The following is a 19039-nucleotide window of genomic DNA, read 5'->3' on the forward strand; positions in this document are numbered from 1 at the left end:
TGTACTCCGTCCCCTCCAGTAATCTGAATGGCCCTTGCGGTACGGGGACGCCCGCTGGATAGCCTGTCCAATCTGAAATCGAAAAACTTCCGTCCGGGGGATCGATAGAAACTCGAGGCGTAGCACCTTCGGCAGCACTGGTAGCAGTAGCTTTTGCACCATCTAAAAATCACACAAACATCTAATCCATTGCTACGCTTAAAGCGATCAATTTGATATTAGCGTCGCTTTCCACAAGCGTCCATCTTCCGAAAATTCCATGCGTAGAGCGTACGTCTTAAACTCATACTTCAGCCACTGCTGTACATAGCCGATTAACATATCGGCTCTACCTGGCGCCTCTTTGCTAGGCGAGCCTAGCTCTGCAATAACATCTTCAACACGCCATGCTTGAGCTATACGACCAAGCACATCTTCCTTATATGCCGAATAACCTTCGTGAGGCTGCACCAAAAAATGAATGTGATTTAATTTTCCCGAACGAAACCCAATCTCTATGCCAGATTTAATAAACTTATAGAATCTTGTCTTACCTTCCGGGTCATTATAGTTATCCGGGGTTTCCGAAACGGCTGGCAACTCTCCGGCTCTTCGACATAAGTCGGTGACTATTCCCCCGCTTTCATCTTGACCAAGAGCCCGAACAAAATCCGACCAAGTGTTCATTATTTAATAACCCCCGTATTGCGATTTCTTTCCACTATTTTTTGAACAGTTTCATCTACTAACTTGGAATCATAACCTCTACTGTTCAGATTTGCCCGCAAAGCTTCTGTGTCACGACAAACTGCACCGCACAGATCCGCAGCATCTTGCTGAATCTGAGCAGAAGTATTTTTCCCGCCATACGTCGGACCTGCAATATGTACATCTCGTGGAACCTCTACAGCAGTAGAGTTTTGGTAGAGAGTCTTGGTCTCCAACTCAGTAAGGGGGCGGCCCAACTCTGCTTCCTTTGCTGTGCGCAACGCAGCAAATGAAGGGATATGGTCGTGTTCTAGACCATCTCCAACAACCTCTCTTGCCTTAAGGTTTTTATAGGCGTCGACCTCAAGTTCTTGAACCGCCGTTTTCGAAGGCGCGGATTCTTTTGCACCCCCGACGATTACGTTCCTATCAACTAAAATCCCCGCTTCATTATCAGCTTGTCCCGCTAGTGAAACAGGGTCTTTAGCGACTGTCTCTTTGCTTGTTACAGACGTGCCTCTGGGAAGGTACGCCCCTGCAAGCACCGCTGTCAATGCTTGAGCCGTCATGGCGAAATTGTATCGGTTTTCGACTTCTTGGCGACTTAAACCTGACGCCTGCGTAATCGCCGTGATTGCCGTATCCCTAGTGATACTATCAGAATCAAGTCCCTGCAAAATAGCATCTAAATTCTGCGAGTCTTGCGGATAGAGATCCTTGTAAATCAGCGTATAGCTGACGCTTTTTCCGTATTGCTCAGCCGCGTTTTTTGCAACAGTTACCAACTGACCGCATGCTGATCCGCCCAGATTACCAGCCGTGCAGACTGCTTTAATTTCCGCATTTCGTTCTTTATCGACTTTATTCAGGGAAACTAACTCGCTGACCTCCTGGGCGGTGATGGTGCCGCTCGTGAGCTTACGCTCCAGCACCTTTTTCCGTTCTGCTTCAGGTACGTGTAGATAGTTGTTCTCAACTGCGTTTTTAGCTACGGATGCTCCGGCAATAGCATTAGAGGCATCACCGCCCACCAGTCCGCCTGCCAAACCACCTGCCAGCGCCGACAGCGCCGAGATTGTCTGACGCTGCTCTTCGCTCAACTCCGACGTTTTCTTGCCCGGATATAGCTGATTGGCAATATATTCCCCAACACTCGCACCCGCAGCACCCGCTAACGCGGAGTTACCCTGCGCCTGAGCAACCACCGCGCCCAAGACAGCATGTGCCATCAGGTTGGCGTCCTTGTTGCCTAAGGTCATTTGCTTGATTTGCTCTGCGAGATACGGCGCGGCAGCTCCGGTCAACGCTTGCGCAATATTCCCACCCGCCAGCCCCTGCAACGCCGCAGTTACGGCTTGGGCAGCACGCTGGTAATCGCTACCCGTGCCGTATTTCTGCATCACGGTGACGCTAATTTGCTCCGCGATTTGTTTGGCAGATGGATCCGTGTTCCCTTCAGCGACCAGCTTTTCACGCGCCGCGGCAATCGCTACCGGATCTTTTTGTGCATTTGCTGCATCAATCGCACCTTGCGTTCGGACGATGTCCATCGCTTGGCTGCCAATGTCTCCGATCAACTGAACCTGACGTAGTCGGTTTTGCTCTTTTTCCTTATCGAAAATTGGACTGAGCGCGTTGCTGGCATGATCTACGTCGCGGCTAAGTGTAGAAATGTCTTGCTGCTGTCCTGAGACATTACGAATGGTCAGACGCCCATCAGAGACTGCTGAGTTTGTTGTGCTGCTATCGCTGCCACTGTGGTTGGCGCCGACAAGCGTGAGGCTACCCATATTCCCCATGAACTTGGAGCCGTCTTTACCGCTTGTACTCCCACTTGCGCTTTGATGCTGGGCAGTAAATTCCGCCTGATTTTTCAGGCCTGTCCAACCTAAAGTCCCAGTGCTGAGCATATTTCTGTCAGCGGCTGCGGTGCTGGCAATCACAGCGCCGTTCAGTTGGGTGTGGTCGCCCACTGTTACCTGATAGCCGCCCTTACCAGCAAAGAGACCTGTTTGCTCTTGCACGCTTTCAAAGTTGGATTTGATCTTGTCCTGACTGACACCGAGCGATGCACTACCCGTCATGGTGCCTAAGCTGAAACTCGCACCGCCGCTGACATCGAGCTGATGAGAGTCGTATTTGTCGGTGTCCTGCAGACTGATCAAAGACAAATCCCGACCGACATTGGCTACGACTTGCTGAGCACTGGCTTGGGCCCCAACAAGAGTCGTATCACGACCGCTGACCAATGAGAGCTTATTACCAGCGTCGAGGTTGGTTTCAGTCCAGGTGGTACCGTTGCCTTTTTCGTTGCCTGTCCCGCTATTGGCATTAGCGAAGACGGTCAAACCACCACCGCCGCTGCCGACGCCGAGGCTAATACCAATCGCGCCGCCTCCGCTCTTGTTAGATCCGTCGACTTTTTGTGTATTAGCTGCAGCTAGCAGATTGATGTCACGATTAGCCGAAAGCAGCATGTCTTGGCCAGCTTGAAGCTTGCTGCCGGCGACGTTGATATCACCGTCCAAACCAGCACCTGCGCCACTGCCTGTAGCGACAATATTCAGATTATTTCCGGCAGTGATTGAGCTGCCTTGGCTTACATTCTGTTCCTGCACTTGCTTGGAGCTGGAACTTTGGGTGCCTAACGAAAGCGCAATGCCAAAAAAACTACCACTTGCAGCACCGGAGTCGATCGCTTGGGCAGCTTGGTAGGCCTGATAGCCACTCAGCCCAGCCTTAACACCTTGCAACGCCGCAAGACGGGAATCGTCCTCACCTTTAGCTGCTTGCGCGTTTTGCACCGTGGTATTTATTGCTTCTCCTACAGCACCCGAGAGAGCAAGCGTAAGGCCGCTTTTCTTGCTTTCCTGGTTCTGTGTGCTTGTGCTCCTGTTTTGCGCCTGAAGAATGCTGACATTTTGGCCAATCAGATTGACGTCATTCCCAGCAACAACATCAGAAGCCTTGACCGTCAGATCTTTACCGGCGGTGATATTCACGTCGCCCAGAACACTGCCTACAGTGCTGCCTTTCTGAGTCTGATTTTCTGAGTCTTGGGTAAACGCGTTTTTCGCTGTTCCTAAGGTGACACCGATGCCACCAGTGCTCATCAGGCCGGATTTTTTAGTCGACTGGCTGTGCTGGGCATTGAAGCTTTCAGTGCCACTGTCGATGACAACATTGTTGCCGGCTTGTAACATCGTTTGCTCAGTGGAAATGACATTACTGGCCGAAACCACCAGATCATTTCCAGCCCGAACGAGTGTCGTGTTGCCGCTCAGCGTCGATGCAGATAATGAAGTCTGGGTCGAAGCGTCACTCTTCATTTTGCTAGTGGTGGATAAACCGAACCCGCCAGACTTAGAAGTGGCGGCGGCGCTGTATTGGCTGTTCTGCGCCGCAGTCAGATTAACGTCATGCCCAGCCTGAACTGCGAGCACACCATTGTCACTGTTGGCTTTTGACCCTTCAAAATTGACATCATTGACCGCAACAATCGTGGCTTTTTGACCTGACTGAATGAGAGACCCGATAGCAACATCACTGTCGCTCTCAGTCATATTCGTACTCTTCTTGCCCCAAGACCCTTTCTTGGTTTTCGAGTAATACGAGTAATCGGTATCCTGTGCGGCAAGCACGTTGACGTCATTACCCGCGTACAGATATGCCTCGTCTTTGGCATTAATTCTGCTGGCGATCATGCTCAAGTCAGCGCCAGCACTCAGCGCCACGCTACCACCCGCCGTCACATTGCTCGACACTTGGCTGACATGATCTTCCTGCTCGGTCACCTTCTTGCTTTTGCCGTAGGAATGCTGTTCATCAGCAGCCGAGGACAGGGTCAGGTTTTCCGTCGCGGCCATCGCGATATCGCGCTTGGCGTCGATGCTGCTGGCGATCACGTTGATGTCGCGGCCGGCCTGGGCCGTCAGGTCGCGTCCGGCGCTGACTGTGGAGCCCAATTGCGTGATGCTGGAGTTACTGGAGTTCGCGCCGCGTGTCTGGCCGTTCTCGGTCTGGGCCGAGTCGATAGCGACATCGCGGCCCGCAGCGATGCTCAAATCACGACCAGCCTGCAACACGCTGCCGGTGTTTTTCACGTCACGACCCGCTTGCAGGGACATGTCGTTGGCCGCTTCGATACGTGCCGCGCTGTCAGCGAAGTCCTTACGCCAGGTCGCATCATCCGCAGCGCTCTGATGGCTGGTCACCGTGCGTTCGTTGATGACATCGCCGCGCAGGGCGGTCAATGTCACATCACGTCCGGCGATAATGCCCCCGGACTTGTTGATCAGGTCGTTACCTGCCAGCAGGTCCAGACGGTTGCCAGCTTCTATCAGGCCGCTGTTGACCAGATCATTTCCAGCAGCAGCCGACAGGTTATTGGCCGCTCGCAAGGTGCCGACGTTGTCGAGGTTTTGCCCCGCGATCAGCGAGACGTCGTTACCCGCGATCAATGCCCCGGTCGGACCAAGGCGATTGTCGGCCTGAGCCATATACAGCACCGGCACCAGCACTTTTTCGCCATTCACTTCATGCTCTTCGAGCCAGACGATGTCATGGGTCAGCGCTGCGACTTGTTGTGAGTTCAGCGATACGCCGACCGCCAGGTTCAGCTGCTGCTTGCTGGCGATTGCGTTGTTCATCAGGTACTTGAACTGGGCCTCGTTGGAGGTTTGTCCATCGATGAACGCCTGACCGGTTCTGGCCACGACGGCCTGCTGAACGAGGCGTTGTTCATACAGACCATCGCCCAGACGCTTGGCGCTGACTTCGGGGTCGTAGCCCAGGCCTGCGAGCAGGTAATCCGAACTCATGAACTGCTTGAGTTCAGTGAGGACCGGGTTGGTTTCGATCAGGTATTTTTGCGGTTTGGAGACGAAATTGCTGCTTGGCAGACCTTCTACTCGGATCACCGTTTGCGCTGCCGCCGAAACGAGCGGCGTAATAGCGCTGGCCTGCGCCACTGTGGCGGGCTGAGTGATAGCGGTTGAAGCAGGCGTGGTCGTGACAGGGTTTAGAACAGCAGCAGTGACAGGGCTGACCGGAGCAGCCACGGCGCTGCGAACCGGTGCAATGACCGTTCCGCCTTGAGCACTTACAACCACCTGGGTGACTGCAGCATTCGCGCCTGACTGGGCACCGGTCGTAGCCTGATTGACAACGCTGACCAAGCTACCTTGCGTACCATTTACAATCTGACCGGCCTTGTTGACCTGGGTGCCCTGCACCATTCCAGCGTTTTCCGCGGCCGAGTTACCGGAAGAAATGGCGGTGATAGCCGCAACACCTGCCGTCGATCCTGCATTCTGGACAGGCAACAATACGCCGCTGCCCTGATTGCCCGTCGCAATGCCGGTCACGCTGCCGACGCTGGTGACACCTGCGGAATCAGAGGTATGGCTTGGCAGCACTAGCCCACCAATAGGTGCGGCACCTGGAGCGCTGGTATCAAAAGCAGTTGCATTGGCGCTTACGCCTGCGCTTTGCCGTGTGACGGAAGCAAGCTGGCGGGTGGCGTTGGATATCTGGCCCACCGAGCCAATCTGGATGGTGCTTGCCTGTGCGTCTGAAACGGTGTGCTCTCGTTGCGCGACGGACACCGCTGCGCTGCCCATTGTCCAGCTTTGCGGCAGGCCTACAGGTTGAGCGACAGTGGCTGCGGTGCCGGTCTGGCCACTCAGGCGGAACAGGCCGTTCTGCCCGGTAGGCAGGCTGAAGCCTGGCAGGCTCAAAGGATTGACTTGTTGTTGGGCCAGGTCTGGCGGCAGTTGCTGATTGACAGTAATGCGTGTGGAGAATTGACTGCCCGGAGCATTGGTGTCAGTGCGAGAACCGCCGCTCACGTAGCTGTAACCAGCGCGTACGACGTTGTTGCCGATGTTCTTGCTCGCGTTGACGTTTACCGCGCCGCCGGCCTGGATAATGGCGGCATAGCTCTGGTCGCCGGTTGACAGCTGAGTGACCTTGCGGAACTCAGGCATCTCTGTCTCGGTGATGGCGATGAAGTCCGCCATTGCCGGTTCCAGGCCGCTGAGGTTGTTGGCGTTATAACCGCTGCTGGTAAACCAGTACTTTTCAGTGAAGTCGCTTGCGGCGTTGGTCCAGGCCCCGGCGTTGCTAGTACGGGCGCTGCGGTACACGCGCACTGTTTCGGTGTCGCTGGCCTCTATGCCGGTGTTGTTCAGGTTGTTCAGCGTAGCGTTGAGGTTACCGCTGGTGACGATGGTGCTGCTTTGGTTGAACAGATCACCGCCGTTGATGTTCAGATTACCGCCAGCGGTAATGCCGGACGCAGCACTGGCTGCGGTCACTTCAAGCTTTTCACGCTGGGTTATTTCCCAGGTATGAGTTGCTTTGCCACCGCCGCAGTCGTTGTTATAAAACTCGCGATTGCACGCCCCCTCATCAATCCTGGCGGTATAGATACCGCCATTGCTGGTCGTCAACAGGGCGCGGACGTTTTGTATTGTGCTCGCCGCGAGGCTCATGCTGCCGTCGCTTTGTATCGACGCAGAACTGTTGACGATGCTGTCGGCAAGCGCGCCTTGCCCGTTACGGTCAACCGTGAGATTGCCCAGGCTGTAGATGTTGGCGTAGCTGTTGTTCAGCGAACTGACACGCAGGCTCATGTTGTTGCCACTGAAGATCAGCCCACGGTCATTGACCAGCGAGCCAGTGTTCACGGTCAGCGCCTGACCGCTGCCCAGCGTGCCTTGGTTGTTGATGCTCCCCGCGTTGATGGTCAAGTTAGTCGCCGAGGTCAGGCGACCGGCATTGTTCAGTTGCCCCCCCATGGTCACCGAGGTTTCACCGCCGCCGGATATGGTCGAAGCGGCGCTCAGGTTCACTTGTGCCGCACTCAGTCCGAGCGTTCCTAGGCTGCTGAGACGGCCATTGCCGCCGTATGTACCGCCGAGGTTGAGGCTTAGCGAGCCGTCACTGGCGATCAATCCATCGTTATTCCAATTGCCACCGTTACCGACGAGGCTGGTCGATGCCAGCAACTGGCCGCTGGCGGTCTGGCTGAAGTTATTGACGTTGACGGTGAAGCGCCCGGCCTGGATGACGTTACTGTTGGTCCAGCTATCAGCACTCAGTGTCAAACCACCGCGGGTAACAATGCTGCCGCCAGCATTGGTCAGGTTGGCCGTAGAAATATCAAACGTGCCATTACCCGTATGCAACAACGACCCGCCCCCATTCAGAAAGCTGCCCGCATTGAGGATCAGGTCGCTGTTGGCGCTTTCCAGGGTGCCGTTGCGGTTGTCGAACAGGTTGCCGATCTGGAAGTTTGTGGCGCCGCCACCGCCCAGCGCGCGCAGTTGCCCGGTCTGGTTGTCCAGACTGGCAGCGGTCACAGCCAGGGTGCTGTCGCTTTCGATGATGCCGAAGCGGTTGTTCAGCGCGCCGCTCAGGTTCAGTTCGACCTGGCCGCCAGCGATCTGGCCGTCGTTGTCGCCACTGTTGTCGAAGTTGCCACCGTTGACCCGCACCAGGCCTTTGGCGTACAGGCCGCCGTTGCGGTTGTCGAAGCCAGGGGTAGTGATCAGCGCTTCGCCGCCGCGCGCGGAGACTCGGCCGCCGTAGTTGTCGAAGCCGCCCAGCGCGGTCAGGTTGAGGCGCTGCGCCTGGATGACGCCGCCCTGGCGGTTGGCGTCATAGCCGTTTTTCAGCACGCCGCTCACGTTAGCGGTAAACAGACCTTGCAGGCTGGACAGCACTCCGCCTTGACTGTAGAGGTTGGCGCCGCTCAGGTTCAGGTCACCGTTCTGCGCGATGATCCGACCATTCTGGTTGTCGACGGTACCCGCGACATCGACGCTCAGTGCGCCGACGCTCTGTACCGCGCCGCGAACGTTGGACAGGCTCGCTGCATTCAAATGTGCATCGGCGCTCTGGCTATAGATCAAGCCATCGGCATCGTTGAGGACACTGCCACCCGCGACTACAGTCAGTGTGTTGTTGGCTGCGATTGTGCCGCGGTTACGGTTGTCCAGTTGCCCGGACGTGTTGAGGGTCATCAGGCTCTGGCTGATCAGTTGCCCGGCCTGGTTGTTGATCGCAGTGCTGCGCCGCAACAGCAGGTTACCGCCGCTGGCCAGCTTGCCGCTGGTGTTGGTCAGGCTACCCAGCAGGTCGAGCGTCATCTCGCCCTTGCTGCTCAGGTTACCGGCGCTGTTGTCGAGGCTGCTGCCTTCGAAGTTGAAACCCTGCTGGGCCGTCAGGTTACCGGCCGCGTTGTTCAGGGCATTGGCTTTGATGGTCAGCCCGGCACCACTGTCGATCAGGCCGTTCTGGCTGTTGTTCAGCAGGCCGGCTACGGTCAGCGTCTGACCGGCGCCGCTGGAGAGGATACCGCCGCTGTTGTCGAGGCTGTCAGCGGTTACGCTCAGTGTGTTCTGGCTGACCAACGCTCCGTTGCTGCCGTTGAGCAATTCACCGGTCAGGGTTGTAACAAGGTTGCCGTTGCGGCTGGACAAGGTGCCGTTGTTGCGGTTATCGAGGCGGTTGCCAAAGACGTTCAGGCCCTGCCAGCCAGATATCAGGCCGTTCTGGTTGAGCAGGTTGGTCGCGTTGACTGTCAGCACGTTGCTGCTGATCAGCTTACCGCTACTGTTATTGAGGGTGCGGCCATCGAACCTGAAACTCTGCGCGCTGGAGACCTCGCCAGACTGGTTATTCAGGTCGCGAATGCGGTTAAGGGTCAGCGAACCGTCTGCCGTGATCAAACCGCCGAGGTTATTGAGGTCGCTGCCTTGCATGTCAATGGACAGCGCGGCATCGCCCATCACGCGTCCGCCGTTGAGCGACAGTGCGTTGAGGACCAGGGTCATGTCACGTGTGGCCGACACTTCGCCGCCGTTGCCGGAATCGAGACTGCCGGCAGTCAGGTTCAGGGTGCCGGTGCTGTTGATCAGGCCCTTCGCGGTGTTGTTGATCGATGTAGCGTTGAGGATCAGGCTGGTGCCGCCCAACACCTGACCGCTCTGGTTATCGAGGCTGGCCGCGCCCACCTTGAGCGCCTGAGTAGCATTGATCAGGCCTTTGTCGCGGTTGGTTAGCGCACCGGTGACGGTGAGGTCCAGGTTGTTACGACTGGTCAGCGTACCGCCCGTGTTATCGAGCGTATTGGCAGTGGCATCGACACCGGCAGCGGCGATCATGCCTTTGACGTTGGTCAGCTCACGGGCGATGCGCAGGGTCAGCAGTTGATTGCTGAGCAGTTTGCCGCCGCTGTTATCCAGTTGCTGGGCGTTGAGGGTAAATGCCTGAGCGCTGGAGATTTCACCGTTCTGGTTCAGTACCTCGTTGACGTTTTTCAGCAGCAGTGCGCCCGGCGCGTTGATCAAACCGCCCTGGTTATCCAGTTGGCCGTTGTTCAGGTCCAGGCTCAAGGAAGTGTTGCTGAACAGACTGCCGCCCTGCTGACTCAGGCGGCTGACACTGGCGGTCAGTGCCTGGCTGCTGCCGATGCTGCCGCCATCGCTGTTAGTCAGTCGTGCGCTCGTCAGGTCCAGACGATCACTGCTGCTGACGCGACCGTTCTGGCTGTTGTCGAAATCCCCGGTCCTCAGCGTCAGCAGCCCTTTACCGCTGATATTGCCTTTCTGGCTGTTATCAAGACTGGCACTTTTCAGGTCCAGTGCGCCGTCGGTCAACAGCTTGCCGCCCTGGTTGCTGATTGCCCCGGCGCTGTTGAGGGTCAGTTTTCCAGCGCTGGAAATGCTGCCCGCGGTATTGGTCAGACTGCTGGTCTTCACCGTCAGGACATCTTCGTTGCTGATCAGGCCCTCTGTGTTGTCGAGTGTCGCAGACAGGTCGATACCCAAGGCTTTGAGGGCACTGAGCGCACCACCGGTGTTGTCCAGCGTGCTACCGACCAGCGTCAAGCCGGCTTGGCTGGAGAGCAGACCGTTCGTTCGGTTGGTGATCTGCGCAACGTTCAGATTCAAGGCTTTCTGTGCCAGCACCTGACCGCTGTCGCTGTTGTTGAGTTGCTGGCCGGTCAGGGTCATCGCGTCCTGACTGGACAGTTCCCCGCCACGGTTATCGATGCTGGTGACACTGATATCGAGGGCTTGGGTTGCGCCGATGAAACCGTTCTGACGGTTGTCCAGCGCGTCGCCACGCAAGGTCAATGTGCCTTGGGCAAGCATCTGGCCGTTCTGCTGTTGAAGGCTGCCGATCCGTGCGTTGAGGTTCTGTTTGCTGGCGATCTGGCCGAGGCGGTTGTCCACGGTCGCGGCGTTCAGCGTCATGTCAGCGTCGCCGACCAGCGTGCCCTTGACGTTGGTCAGGGCGGTATTGACCATCAAGTCCAGAGCTGCGCGGCTGCTGATCAAGCCTTCGGTGTTGTCCAGGCTGTCGCTGCGAGTGTTCAGCGCGGCAGCGGAAATCGTACCTTTGACGTTGCTCAGCGCCTTGTTGACGATCAGCGTCAGAGCCTGACTGCTGAGCAGTTTGCCGCCACTGTTATCGAGGCTGTCGACGTTCAGGGTTAAGGCCTGTGTACTGGAAATTTCGCCGTTCTGGTTGGCCACGCCGTTGAGATTCTTCAGCAGCAACACGCCCGGGGCGTTGATCAGACCGCCCTGATTGTTCAACTGGCCGTTGTTCAGATCGAGGCTCAGCGAGGTGTTGCTGAACAGCTCACCACCCTGCTGGTCGAGGCTGGTCACGCTGGCCGTCAACGCCAGCGCACTGGCAATACGTCCGGCGCTCTGGTTGATGACCTTGCCTGCCGTCAATCGCAGGGTATCGCTGCTGGTCAGGCGACCGCCCTGGCTGTTGTCGAACGTGCCGGTGGTGACCTGCGTGGCGCCCTTGCCAGCCAGTTTGCCCGCCTGACTGTTGTTCAGGCTGGCGCTGGTCAGTGTCAGCGTGGCGTCGGTAGTAACGGAGCCCGCCTGGTTCTCCAGAGCGCCGGTGGTGGTGACGCTCAAGGCATCGGCACTGGACAGGCTGCCCGAAGCGTTTTGCAGGGAAGCAGCGCTGACCGTCATGGCCGACTCACTGCTGAGCAGGCCGCCAGTGTTGTACAGCGCGCCAGACAGGCTGATGTTCAGATCCTTCTGGCTCGCCAGCGTACCGCCTGCGTTATCCAGGCGTGTACCGTCGAGACGCAGGGTGTTACCGAACAACAGGCCTTTATTCAGGTTGATCACGCGCGCCACGGTCAGCCCCAGCGCCGTACCGGCCAGGACCTTGCCGCCATTGCTGTTGTCGAGCGTCTGACCAATGATGTCCACACCGATCTGGCTGGACAGTTCACCGGCCTTGTTGTCGATATCGGCAACATCGATTTTCAGCGCTTTTGTAGAGCCCACCAGGCCGCCCGACCGGTTGTCGAGGGTTTTGCCGATCAGGGTCAGATTGCCCTGCGCAACCAGCTCGCCGCCCTGCTGGGTCAGACTGCCGATATTGGCGACCATGTCTGCCTGGCTGGCGATACGACCGCTGCCGTTGGCAACGCTGTCGACCTGCAACTGCATCAGGCCAGCGGCGTTGAGCAGACCGTTCTGGCTGTCCAGACGCGTGCCGACCAGTTCAAGACCGGCATTGCTGTTGATCAGGCCTTTTTGCGTGGCACTCAGGCCGGTCTGGCTATTGTCGAGGGCATCGACGAACAGCTGCAGGCCTTTTTCGGCACGAATCGAACCGCCACGGTTATCGGCGCTGTCGCTATGTACGATCAACAGGTTCTGCGCGGCAATACGGCCGCCACGGTTATCCAGCGTCTTGCTCGAAAGGTCCATCAAGCCTTTGGCTTGCAGGCTGCCACCCGCGCGGTTGTCCAGCGCTCCGGTCAGCTTCAGAGTCAGTTGGCCATCTGTGACCAGTGCACCGGACTGGCGGTTGTCCAGACTCGCGGCACCTATGTTGATACCCTGCCCTGCGCCCAGCGTTCCGGCCTGATTGTCGATGGTTTCAGTGATCACCAGTTTCAAGAACCGGTCAGCCATGACCTGGCCAGCGGCGTTATCGAGACTCAGCGCATTCAGGGTCGTGTTACCAGCACTGGTCAGCTCGCCGCTGCGGCTCGACAGCTGGCCAGTAACGTTTACCAGCAGATCGGCATCGCTGCTCAGGCTGCCGCTGTTGTTATTCAGCTCATTGGCCGTCAGATCGATACCGTTGCCAGACACCAGACCGCGCAGGTTGGTCAGTAACTGGTCGACACGCACAATGAGCGCTTTGTCGCTGAGCACCGAGCCAGCGGTGTTGTCCAGCGACGTCGCAGCCAGGGTGAAGCCGTTGGCGCTGGAAATTTCACCGCTGCGGTTGCTGACTGCATTGAGATTTTTCAGCAGCAACTGGCCCGGCGCGGTAATCAGACCGCCGTCGTTGTTCAGCACGCCTTTGCTTAAATCGAGGCTGACATCGCTGTTGCTGTACAGACGGCCATCGTTGGTCTGATTCAGGCCGGTGACTACGGCAGTCAGCGCCATGGCGCTGGCGATACGACCGGCATCACTATTGTTCACCAGCGCTGCATCGAGCTTAAGGGTTCCGGTACTGGTCAGGCGACCGCCTTGCTGGTTGTCAAAGGCGCCTGTGACGAGTTCTACCCCTTTGCCGGCAATACGACCGTTCTGGCTGTTGTCGAGACTGCCACTGGTGAGCACCAGTGTTGAATCGCCGAGAATCTGCCCGCCATGGTTCACGACCGGGCCATCGACCGTCAGGGACGAGGCGCCGGCGCTGGTGATGCTGCCGGCAGTATTGCCCAGAGAAGCGGCGCTCAACGCCAGCGTGCCATCGCTGCGCAATGCCCCCTGATCGTTGTTGAGGACGCCCGTGACTTTCAGGCCCAGACTGTTTTTGGCGTAGACGCTGCCACTGCCAGTGTTGGTCAACTGGCCGACGTTCAACTGCACACTCTGCTGTCCGGAGACGGCACCTGCGCCCTGGTTGTTCAGGCTGTCGGCGTTGAGCAGCAACGTACCATTGGCCAGTATACGGCCCTTGCCACTGTTATCGAACTGGCCGACGGTTGCGGTCAGCTCTCCAAGGCTGGAGAGTTCAGCGTTGCGGTTGTCCAGCGTCGCAGCACTCAGTTGAACACCGGTCGCGGAGATCAGACCGCGAAGGTTGGTCAGCAGTTGGTCGATGCGCACGATCAAGGCTTTGTCGCTGATGACCGAACCATCGGTGTTATCCAGCGAAGTGGCCACCAGCGAGAAACCGTTGGCACTGGAAATTTCGCCGTTCTGGTTGTTGACCGCCGTGAGGTTTTTCAGCAGCAACTGCCCCGGCGCATTGATCAAACCGCCTTGGTTGGTCAGCACGCCGTTGCTCAGGTCCAGGCTGACATCGCTGTTGCTGTACAGACGGCCATCGTTGGTCTGGTTCAGGCCAGTGACCACTGCAGTCAGGGCCATGGCGCTGGCGATACGACCGGCGTCGCTGTTGTTGACCCGCCCGGCATTCAGTTGAAGCGCGCCGGTACTGGTCAGGCGGCCGTCCTGATGGTTGTCGAAAGCGCCAGTGGTGAGCACCACACCATTGCCGGCAATGCGACCGCTCTGGCTATTGTCCAGGCTGGCGCTGGAAAGCGTCAGCCCCGCATCGCTGATGATCTGCCCGCCCTGGTTGACGACGGCAGCATCGACTTGCAACGTGGCAACACCGGCACTGGTGACCCGACCGCCAGTGTTGGCCAGAGAAGCTGCTTTCAGGTCCAGCGTGCCGTCACTGCGCAGTACGCCCTGATTGTTATTCACTGCACCGGTCAGCGTCAGACCCAGCGTGTTTTTTGCATAAACGCTGCCGCCGGAGTTGGTCAGTTGTCCCAGAGTCAACTGGACGCCCTGCTGTCCGGAGACCACGCCGTTCTGGTTATTCAGGTTATCGGCGGTCAGCAGCATTATGCCGTTGGCCAGAAGACGCCCTTTCGCACTGTTATCGAACTGGTCGATGGTGGCAGTCAGGGTGCTCAGGCTGGAAATTTCCGCGCTGCGGTTGTCCAGCGTTGCAGCACTCAGATTGACGCCATTGGCGGAAATCTTGCCGCGCAGGTTGGTCAGCAACTGATTGATGCGCACAACAAGCGCTTTATCGCTGAGCAGCGAGCCGTCCGTGTTATCCAGCGAGTTGGCAGCCAGTGTAAAACCGTTGGCACTGGAGATTTCACCGCTCTGGTTGTTGACGACATTCAGGTTTTTCAGCAGCAACTGGCCAGGCGCATTGATCAGGCCGCTCTGGTTGCTCAACAGACCATTGCTCAGGTCCAGGCTGACGTCGCTGTTGCCGTACAGCCGGCCGTCGTTGGTCTGATTCAGGCCGGTGACCACGGCAGTCAGGGCCATGGCGCTGGCGATGCGCCCGGCGTCGCTGTTGTTGACCAGCCCGGCATTCAGCTGAAGTGCACCGGTACTGGTCAGGCGACCGTCCTGATGGTTGTCGAAGGCTCCGGTGCTGAGCACCAGACCTTTACTGGCAATACGCCCGCTCTGGCTGTTATCGAGGCTGGCGCTGGTGAGTGTCAGTTGCGCGTCGCTGAGTATCTGCCCGCCCCGGTTGACGACGCCGTCATTGATAATGATCGACGCGACACCGGCGCTGCTGATACTGCCCGCGCTGTTGGCCAGCGAGGCTGCACTCCCGGTCAGTGAACCGTCGCTGCGCAGCACACCCTGACCATTGTTCAGTGCCCCGCTGACGGTCAGACCAAGACTGCTTTTGGCAAAAACGCTGCCCCCACCGGTATTGTTCAGTTGGCCCAGGTTCAGTTGCACGCCCTGCTGCCCGGAAACGATCCCGTTCAGGTTATTCAAGCCGTCCGCGGTCAACAGCAGCGCGCCATTAGCCAGGAGGCGACCTTTTTCGCGATTATCGAACTGGCCTATGGTGGCCGTCAGGCTGCCCAGGCTGGACAGTTCGGCGTTGCGGTTATCCAACGCTGCGGCGCTCAGGGTGACGCCGTTGGCGGAGATCTGCCCGCGCAGGTTGGTCAGCAGCTGAGCGATACGCACGATCAGCGCTTTGTCGCTGACCAGCGAGCCGTCAGTGTTGTCCAACGAAGTCGCTGCCAGCGTGAAATCGTTGGCGCTGGAGATCTTGCCGCTCTGGTTATTGACGACGTTCAGATTTCTCAGCAGCAGCTGACCGGGAGCGGTTATTTGCCCACTCTGGTTGTTCAGCAGGCCATTGCTCATATCCAGGCTGACATCGCTGTTGCTGTACAAGCGCCCGTCATTGGTCTGATTGAGGCCCGTAACCACGGCAGTCAGAGCCATGGCGCTGGCAATACGACCGGCGTCACTGTTGTCGACCAGCCCGGCATTCAGCTGGAGTGCGCCGGTACTGGTCAGGCGGCCGTCCTGATGGTTGTCGAAGACTCCAGTACCGAGCACCAGACCTTTACCGGAAATACGACCGCTCCGGCTGTTATCGAGGCTGCCACTGGTGAGTGTCAGTTGTGCATCGCTGACTATCTGTCCACCCTGGTTGACCACCGCACCGTTGAAATTGAGCGCACCTGTGCCGGCACTGCTCACACTGCCGTTGGTGTTGGCCAGACCGGCTGCTTTGAGGTCCATTGCGCCATCACTGCGCAATACGCCCTGATCGTTTTGCAACACACCGCCCAGCGTCAGGTTCAGCGCATCCTTAGCGTAAACGCTGCCCCCAGCGGTATTGTTCAATTGCCCCAGGTTCAGTTGCACGCCCTGCTGACCGGAAACGATCCCGTTCAGGTTGTTCAAGCCGTCAGCAGTCAACAGCAGCGCGCCACTGGCCAGCAGGCGGCCTTTTTCACGGTTATCGAACTGACCAACGTTGGCCGTCAGACTGCCAAGGCTGGATATTTCGCCATTGCGGTTGTTCAGTGAGCCCGCTGTCAGATCAAGACCGGTCGCAGAAACCAGACCGCGAAGGTTGGTCAGCAACTGATTGATGCGCACAACGAGCGCTTTATCGCTGAGTATCGAACCGTCGGTGTTGTCCAGCGAAGTGGCTGCCAGCGTGAAGCTGTTGGCGCTGGAAATCTTGCCGCTCTGATTATTGACCGCCGTGAGGTTTTTCAGCAGCAACTGCCCCGGCGCAGTGATCTGGCCGCCCTGGTTGGTCAACAGGCCATTGCTCAGGTCCAGGCTGACATCGCTGTTGCCGTACAGCCGGCCGTCGTTGGTCTGATTCAGGCCGGTGACCACGGCAGTCAGCGCCATGGCGCTGGCAATACGGCCGGCGTCGCTGTTGTTGACCAGCCCGGCGTTCAGTTGAAGCGCGCCGGTACTGGTCAGGCGGCCGTCCTGATGGTTGTCGAAAGCGCCAGTGGCAAGCACCACGCCATTGCCGGCAATGCGACCACTCTGGCTGTTATCCAAACTGCCGCTGGAAAGCGTCAGGCCCGCATCGCTCAGAATCTGTCCGCCAAGGTTGGCGACTGCGCCCGTTGTGCTGACCGTTGCCGTGCCGGCACTGGTCGCGCTGCCACTGTTATTGCTCAGAGAGGCTGCACGCACATTCAGAGTGCCATCACTGCGCAGTGTGCCTTGGTCATTGTTCAACGCGCCGCTGACGGCCAGGCTCAGACTGTTTTTGCCGTAGAGACTGCCGTTGCCAGCATTGGTCAGTTGCCCCAGATTCAGCTGTACACCTTGCTGTCCGGCAACCGAGCCGTTCTGGTTGTTCAGGTGGTCAGAGGTCAGTTGCAGCGCGCCGCTGGCCAGCAGACGGCCTTTTTCGCGGTTATCGAACTGGCTGACGGTCGAGGTCAGGCTGCCGAGACTGGAGATTTCCGCGCTGCGGTTGTCCACGCTTGCCGCGTTGAGCAGCAGATCGCCATTGGCGCTGATAAGCCCCAGCTGGTTGAGCAACGGCCCGGAAATACGGGCAGACAATGCGCTGCTGCTGAACAGCTTGCCTTGCTGGCTATTGTTCAGAGAGCCCGCAGTGATGGTCATAGTGCCATTGCTGCTGATCAGCCCGCTCTGGCTGTTGAGCACCTGAGACGCGTTGATATCGACAGTGCCACCCTGGCTCAGAATCCGGCCTGACTGGCGATTGTCGACGGCAGTGGCCACGATGCGTGCGCTCGACTGTCCGTTCAGTGTGGCTCCCTGATTGTTCAGGGTCTGGCTGATAGTGGCCTGCAGAGCGCGACTGGCAGTGATGCTGCCGCTGTTGTTGAGCCCGTTGGCAGACAGCGTCACATCGCCCGATGCATTGCGGCTGTTGTCGGCATTGACGCCAGCCTCGATCACCGCGGTGTTATTGATCTGGCCGCCTGCGGAAAGTGTCAGAGCATCGCGCGCGGCGACGTTCTGCCGGGTGATGAGATCACCTGCCGTGGTCATGCCCAGTGACGACCCTGCGTAGACCGGCCCGTTGACCTCGGCACTGCTGGCCTTGACCGCCACAGCACCGCTGGCAGCAGTCTGCATCATGCTCAAGTGGCCGTTGGCATCAATCTGGATATCACCGCCACTGGCCGCCAGATCGCCGGCCAGCCTGACGCCGACACCCGCCTCGGTGCCCACCAGACGGATCGCGCCGGCATACATGCCGCCCAGCGCCGAGCTGTCGACGGCCAACTCCGGTTTGGCGCTGCCATCGTCAGGCAAGGCCGTGGGATTCAGCGTCTGCGCGTCGACATCGTTGCGACCGGCAATGATGTTGAGGCGCCTGGCGTGTAGCTCGGCATTGATCTTCGCGCTACGGGTAATGATGTCGAACTGGTCGACGTTGTCTGCGTTCAGCCCCACGCCGTCGATGGATATGCTGCCGCCCTGCACATTGAAACGCTGCAATTGCCCGTTGGCATCCAGCACGGGTTTGCCGGTGGTCAGCGTGACCTGCGGGGTATTGATGAAACCACAGCCGTTGCAACTGATGCCGTAGGGGTTGGCGACGATGACACGTGCCGCCTGCCCGGCCACTTCCGTATAGCCTTTAAGCTGACTGGCGTTGGCCCCGACCACTTCGTTGAGAATGGTGCTGGCCGCCGTGCCGCGCAGGTTGGCGTTGCCGACGATGATGCCGCCCAGTTGAGTGCTCTGGGTCTGGTTGGTGGAGTTGTTGAGGATGACGCCCTGGCTGTCGACGTTGAACTGCTGATACTGGTTGTGTGACAAACCGCTGGCATTGGGCGCGGCAATGTTGACGATCGGCACGCCATTGCCGGCCTGGTTCAGGCTGGTATTCGTGCCGCTGACCACGATGCCTTCGGCTTGAACCAGCAGCGGCTGCCAGAACATCGCATTGGCGAGAATCAGCGCGAGGCCGCGCTTGGGCATTCCCCAGAAAGCCCGGCGCTCGACCAGCACAGCAGAGGGCTGACGAGCGAGCAGAGCCAGTTGGTGAACGTCCATGTAAGTGACCTCGAAACAGGTGGGTTGAATAC

2 protein-coding genes are annotated in these 19039 nt (G+C 58.3%); both read right to left on the bottom strand.

What is annotated here, in order from left to right:
• Positions 1 to 207 precede the first annotated feature (207 nt).
• A complete protein-coding gene (locus tag KUIN1_RS15725; RefSeq protein WP_116866636.1) occupies positions 208 to 666 on the bottom strand; it encodes a hypothetical protein in 459 nt (152 codons plus the stop codon).
• Positions 666 to 19007: a hemagglutinin repeat-containing protein gene (locus KUIN1_RS15730; RefSeq protein WP_152092115.1), complete on the bottom strand. Its 18342-nt coding sequence runs from the start codon at positions 19005 to 19007 to the stop codon at positions 666 to 668. The genes KUIN1_RS15725 and KUIN1_RS15730 overlap by 1 nt, the downstream gene beginning before the upstream one ends.
• Positions 19008 to 19039: the final 32 nt, after the last annotated feature.

The sequence above is a fragment of the Pseudomonas sp. KUIN-1 genome (genome assembly GCF_009176725.1).
Lineage (GTDB): Bacteria > Pseudomonadota > Gammaproteobacteria > Pseudomonadales > Pseudomonadaceae > Aquipseudomonas > Aquipseudomonas fragariae.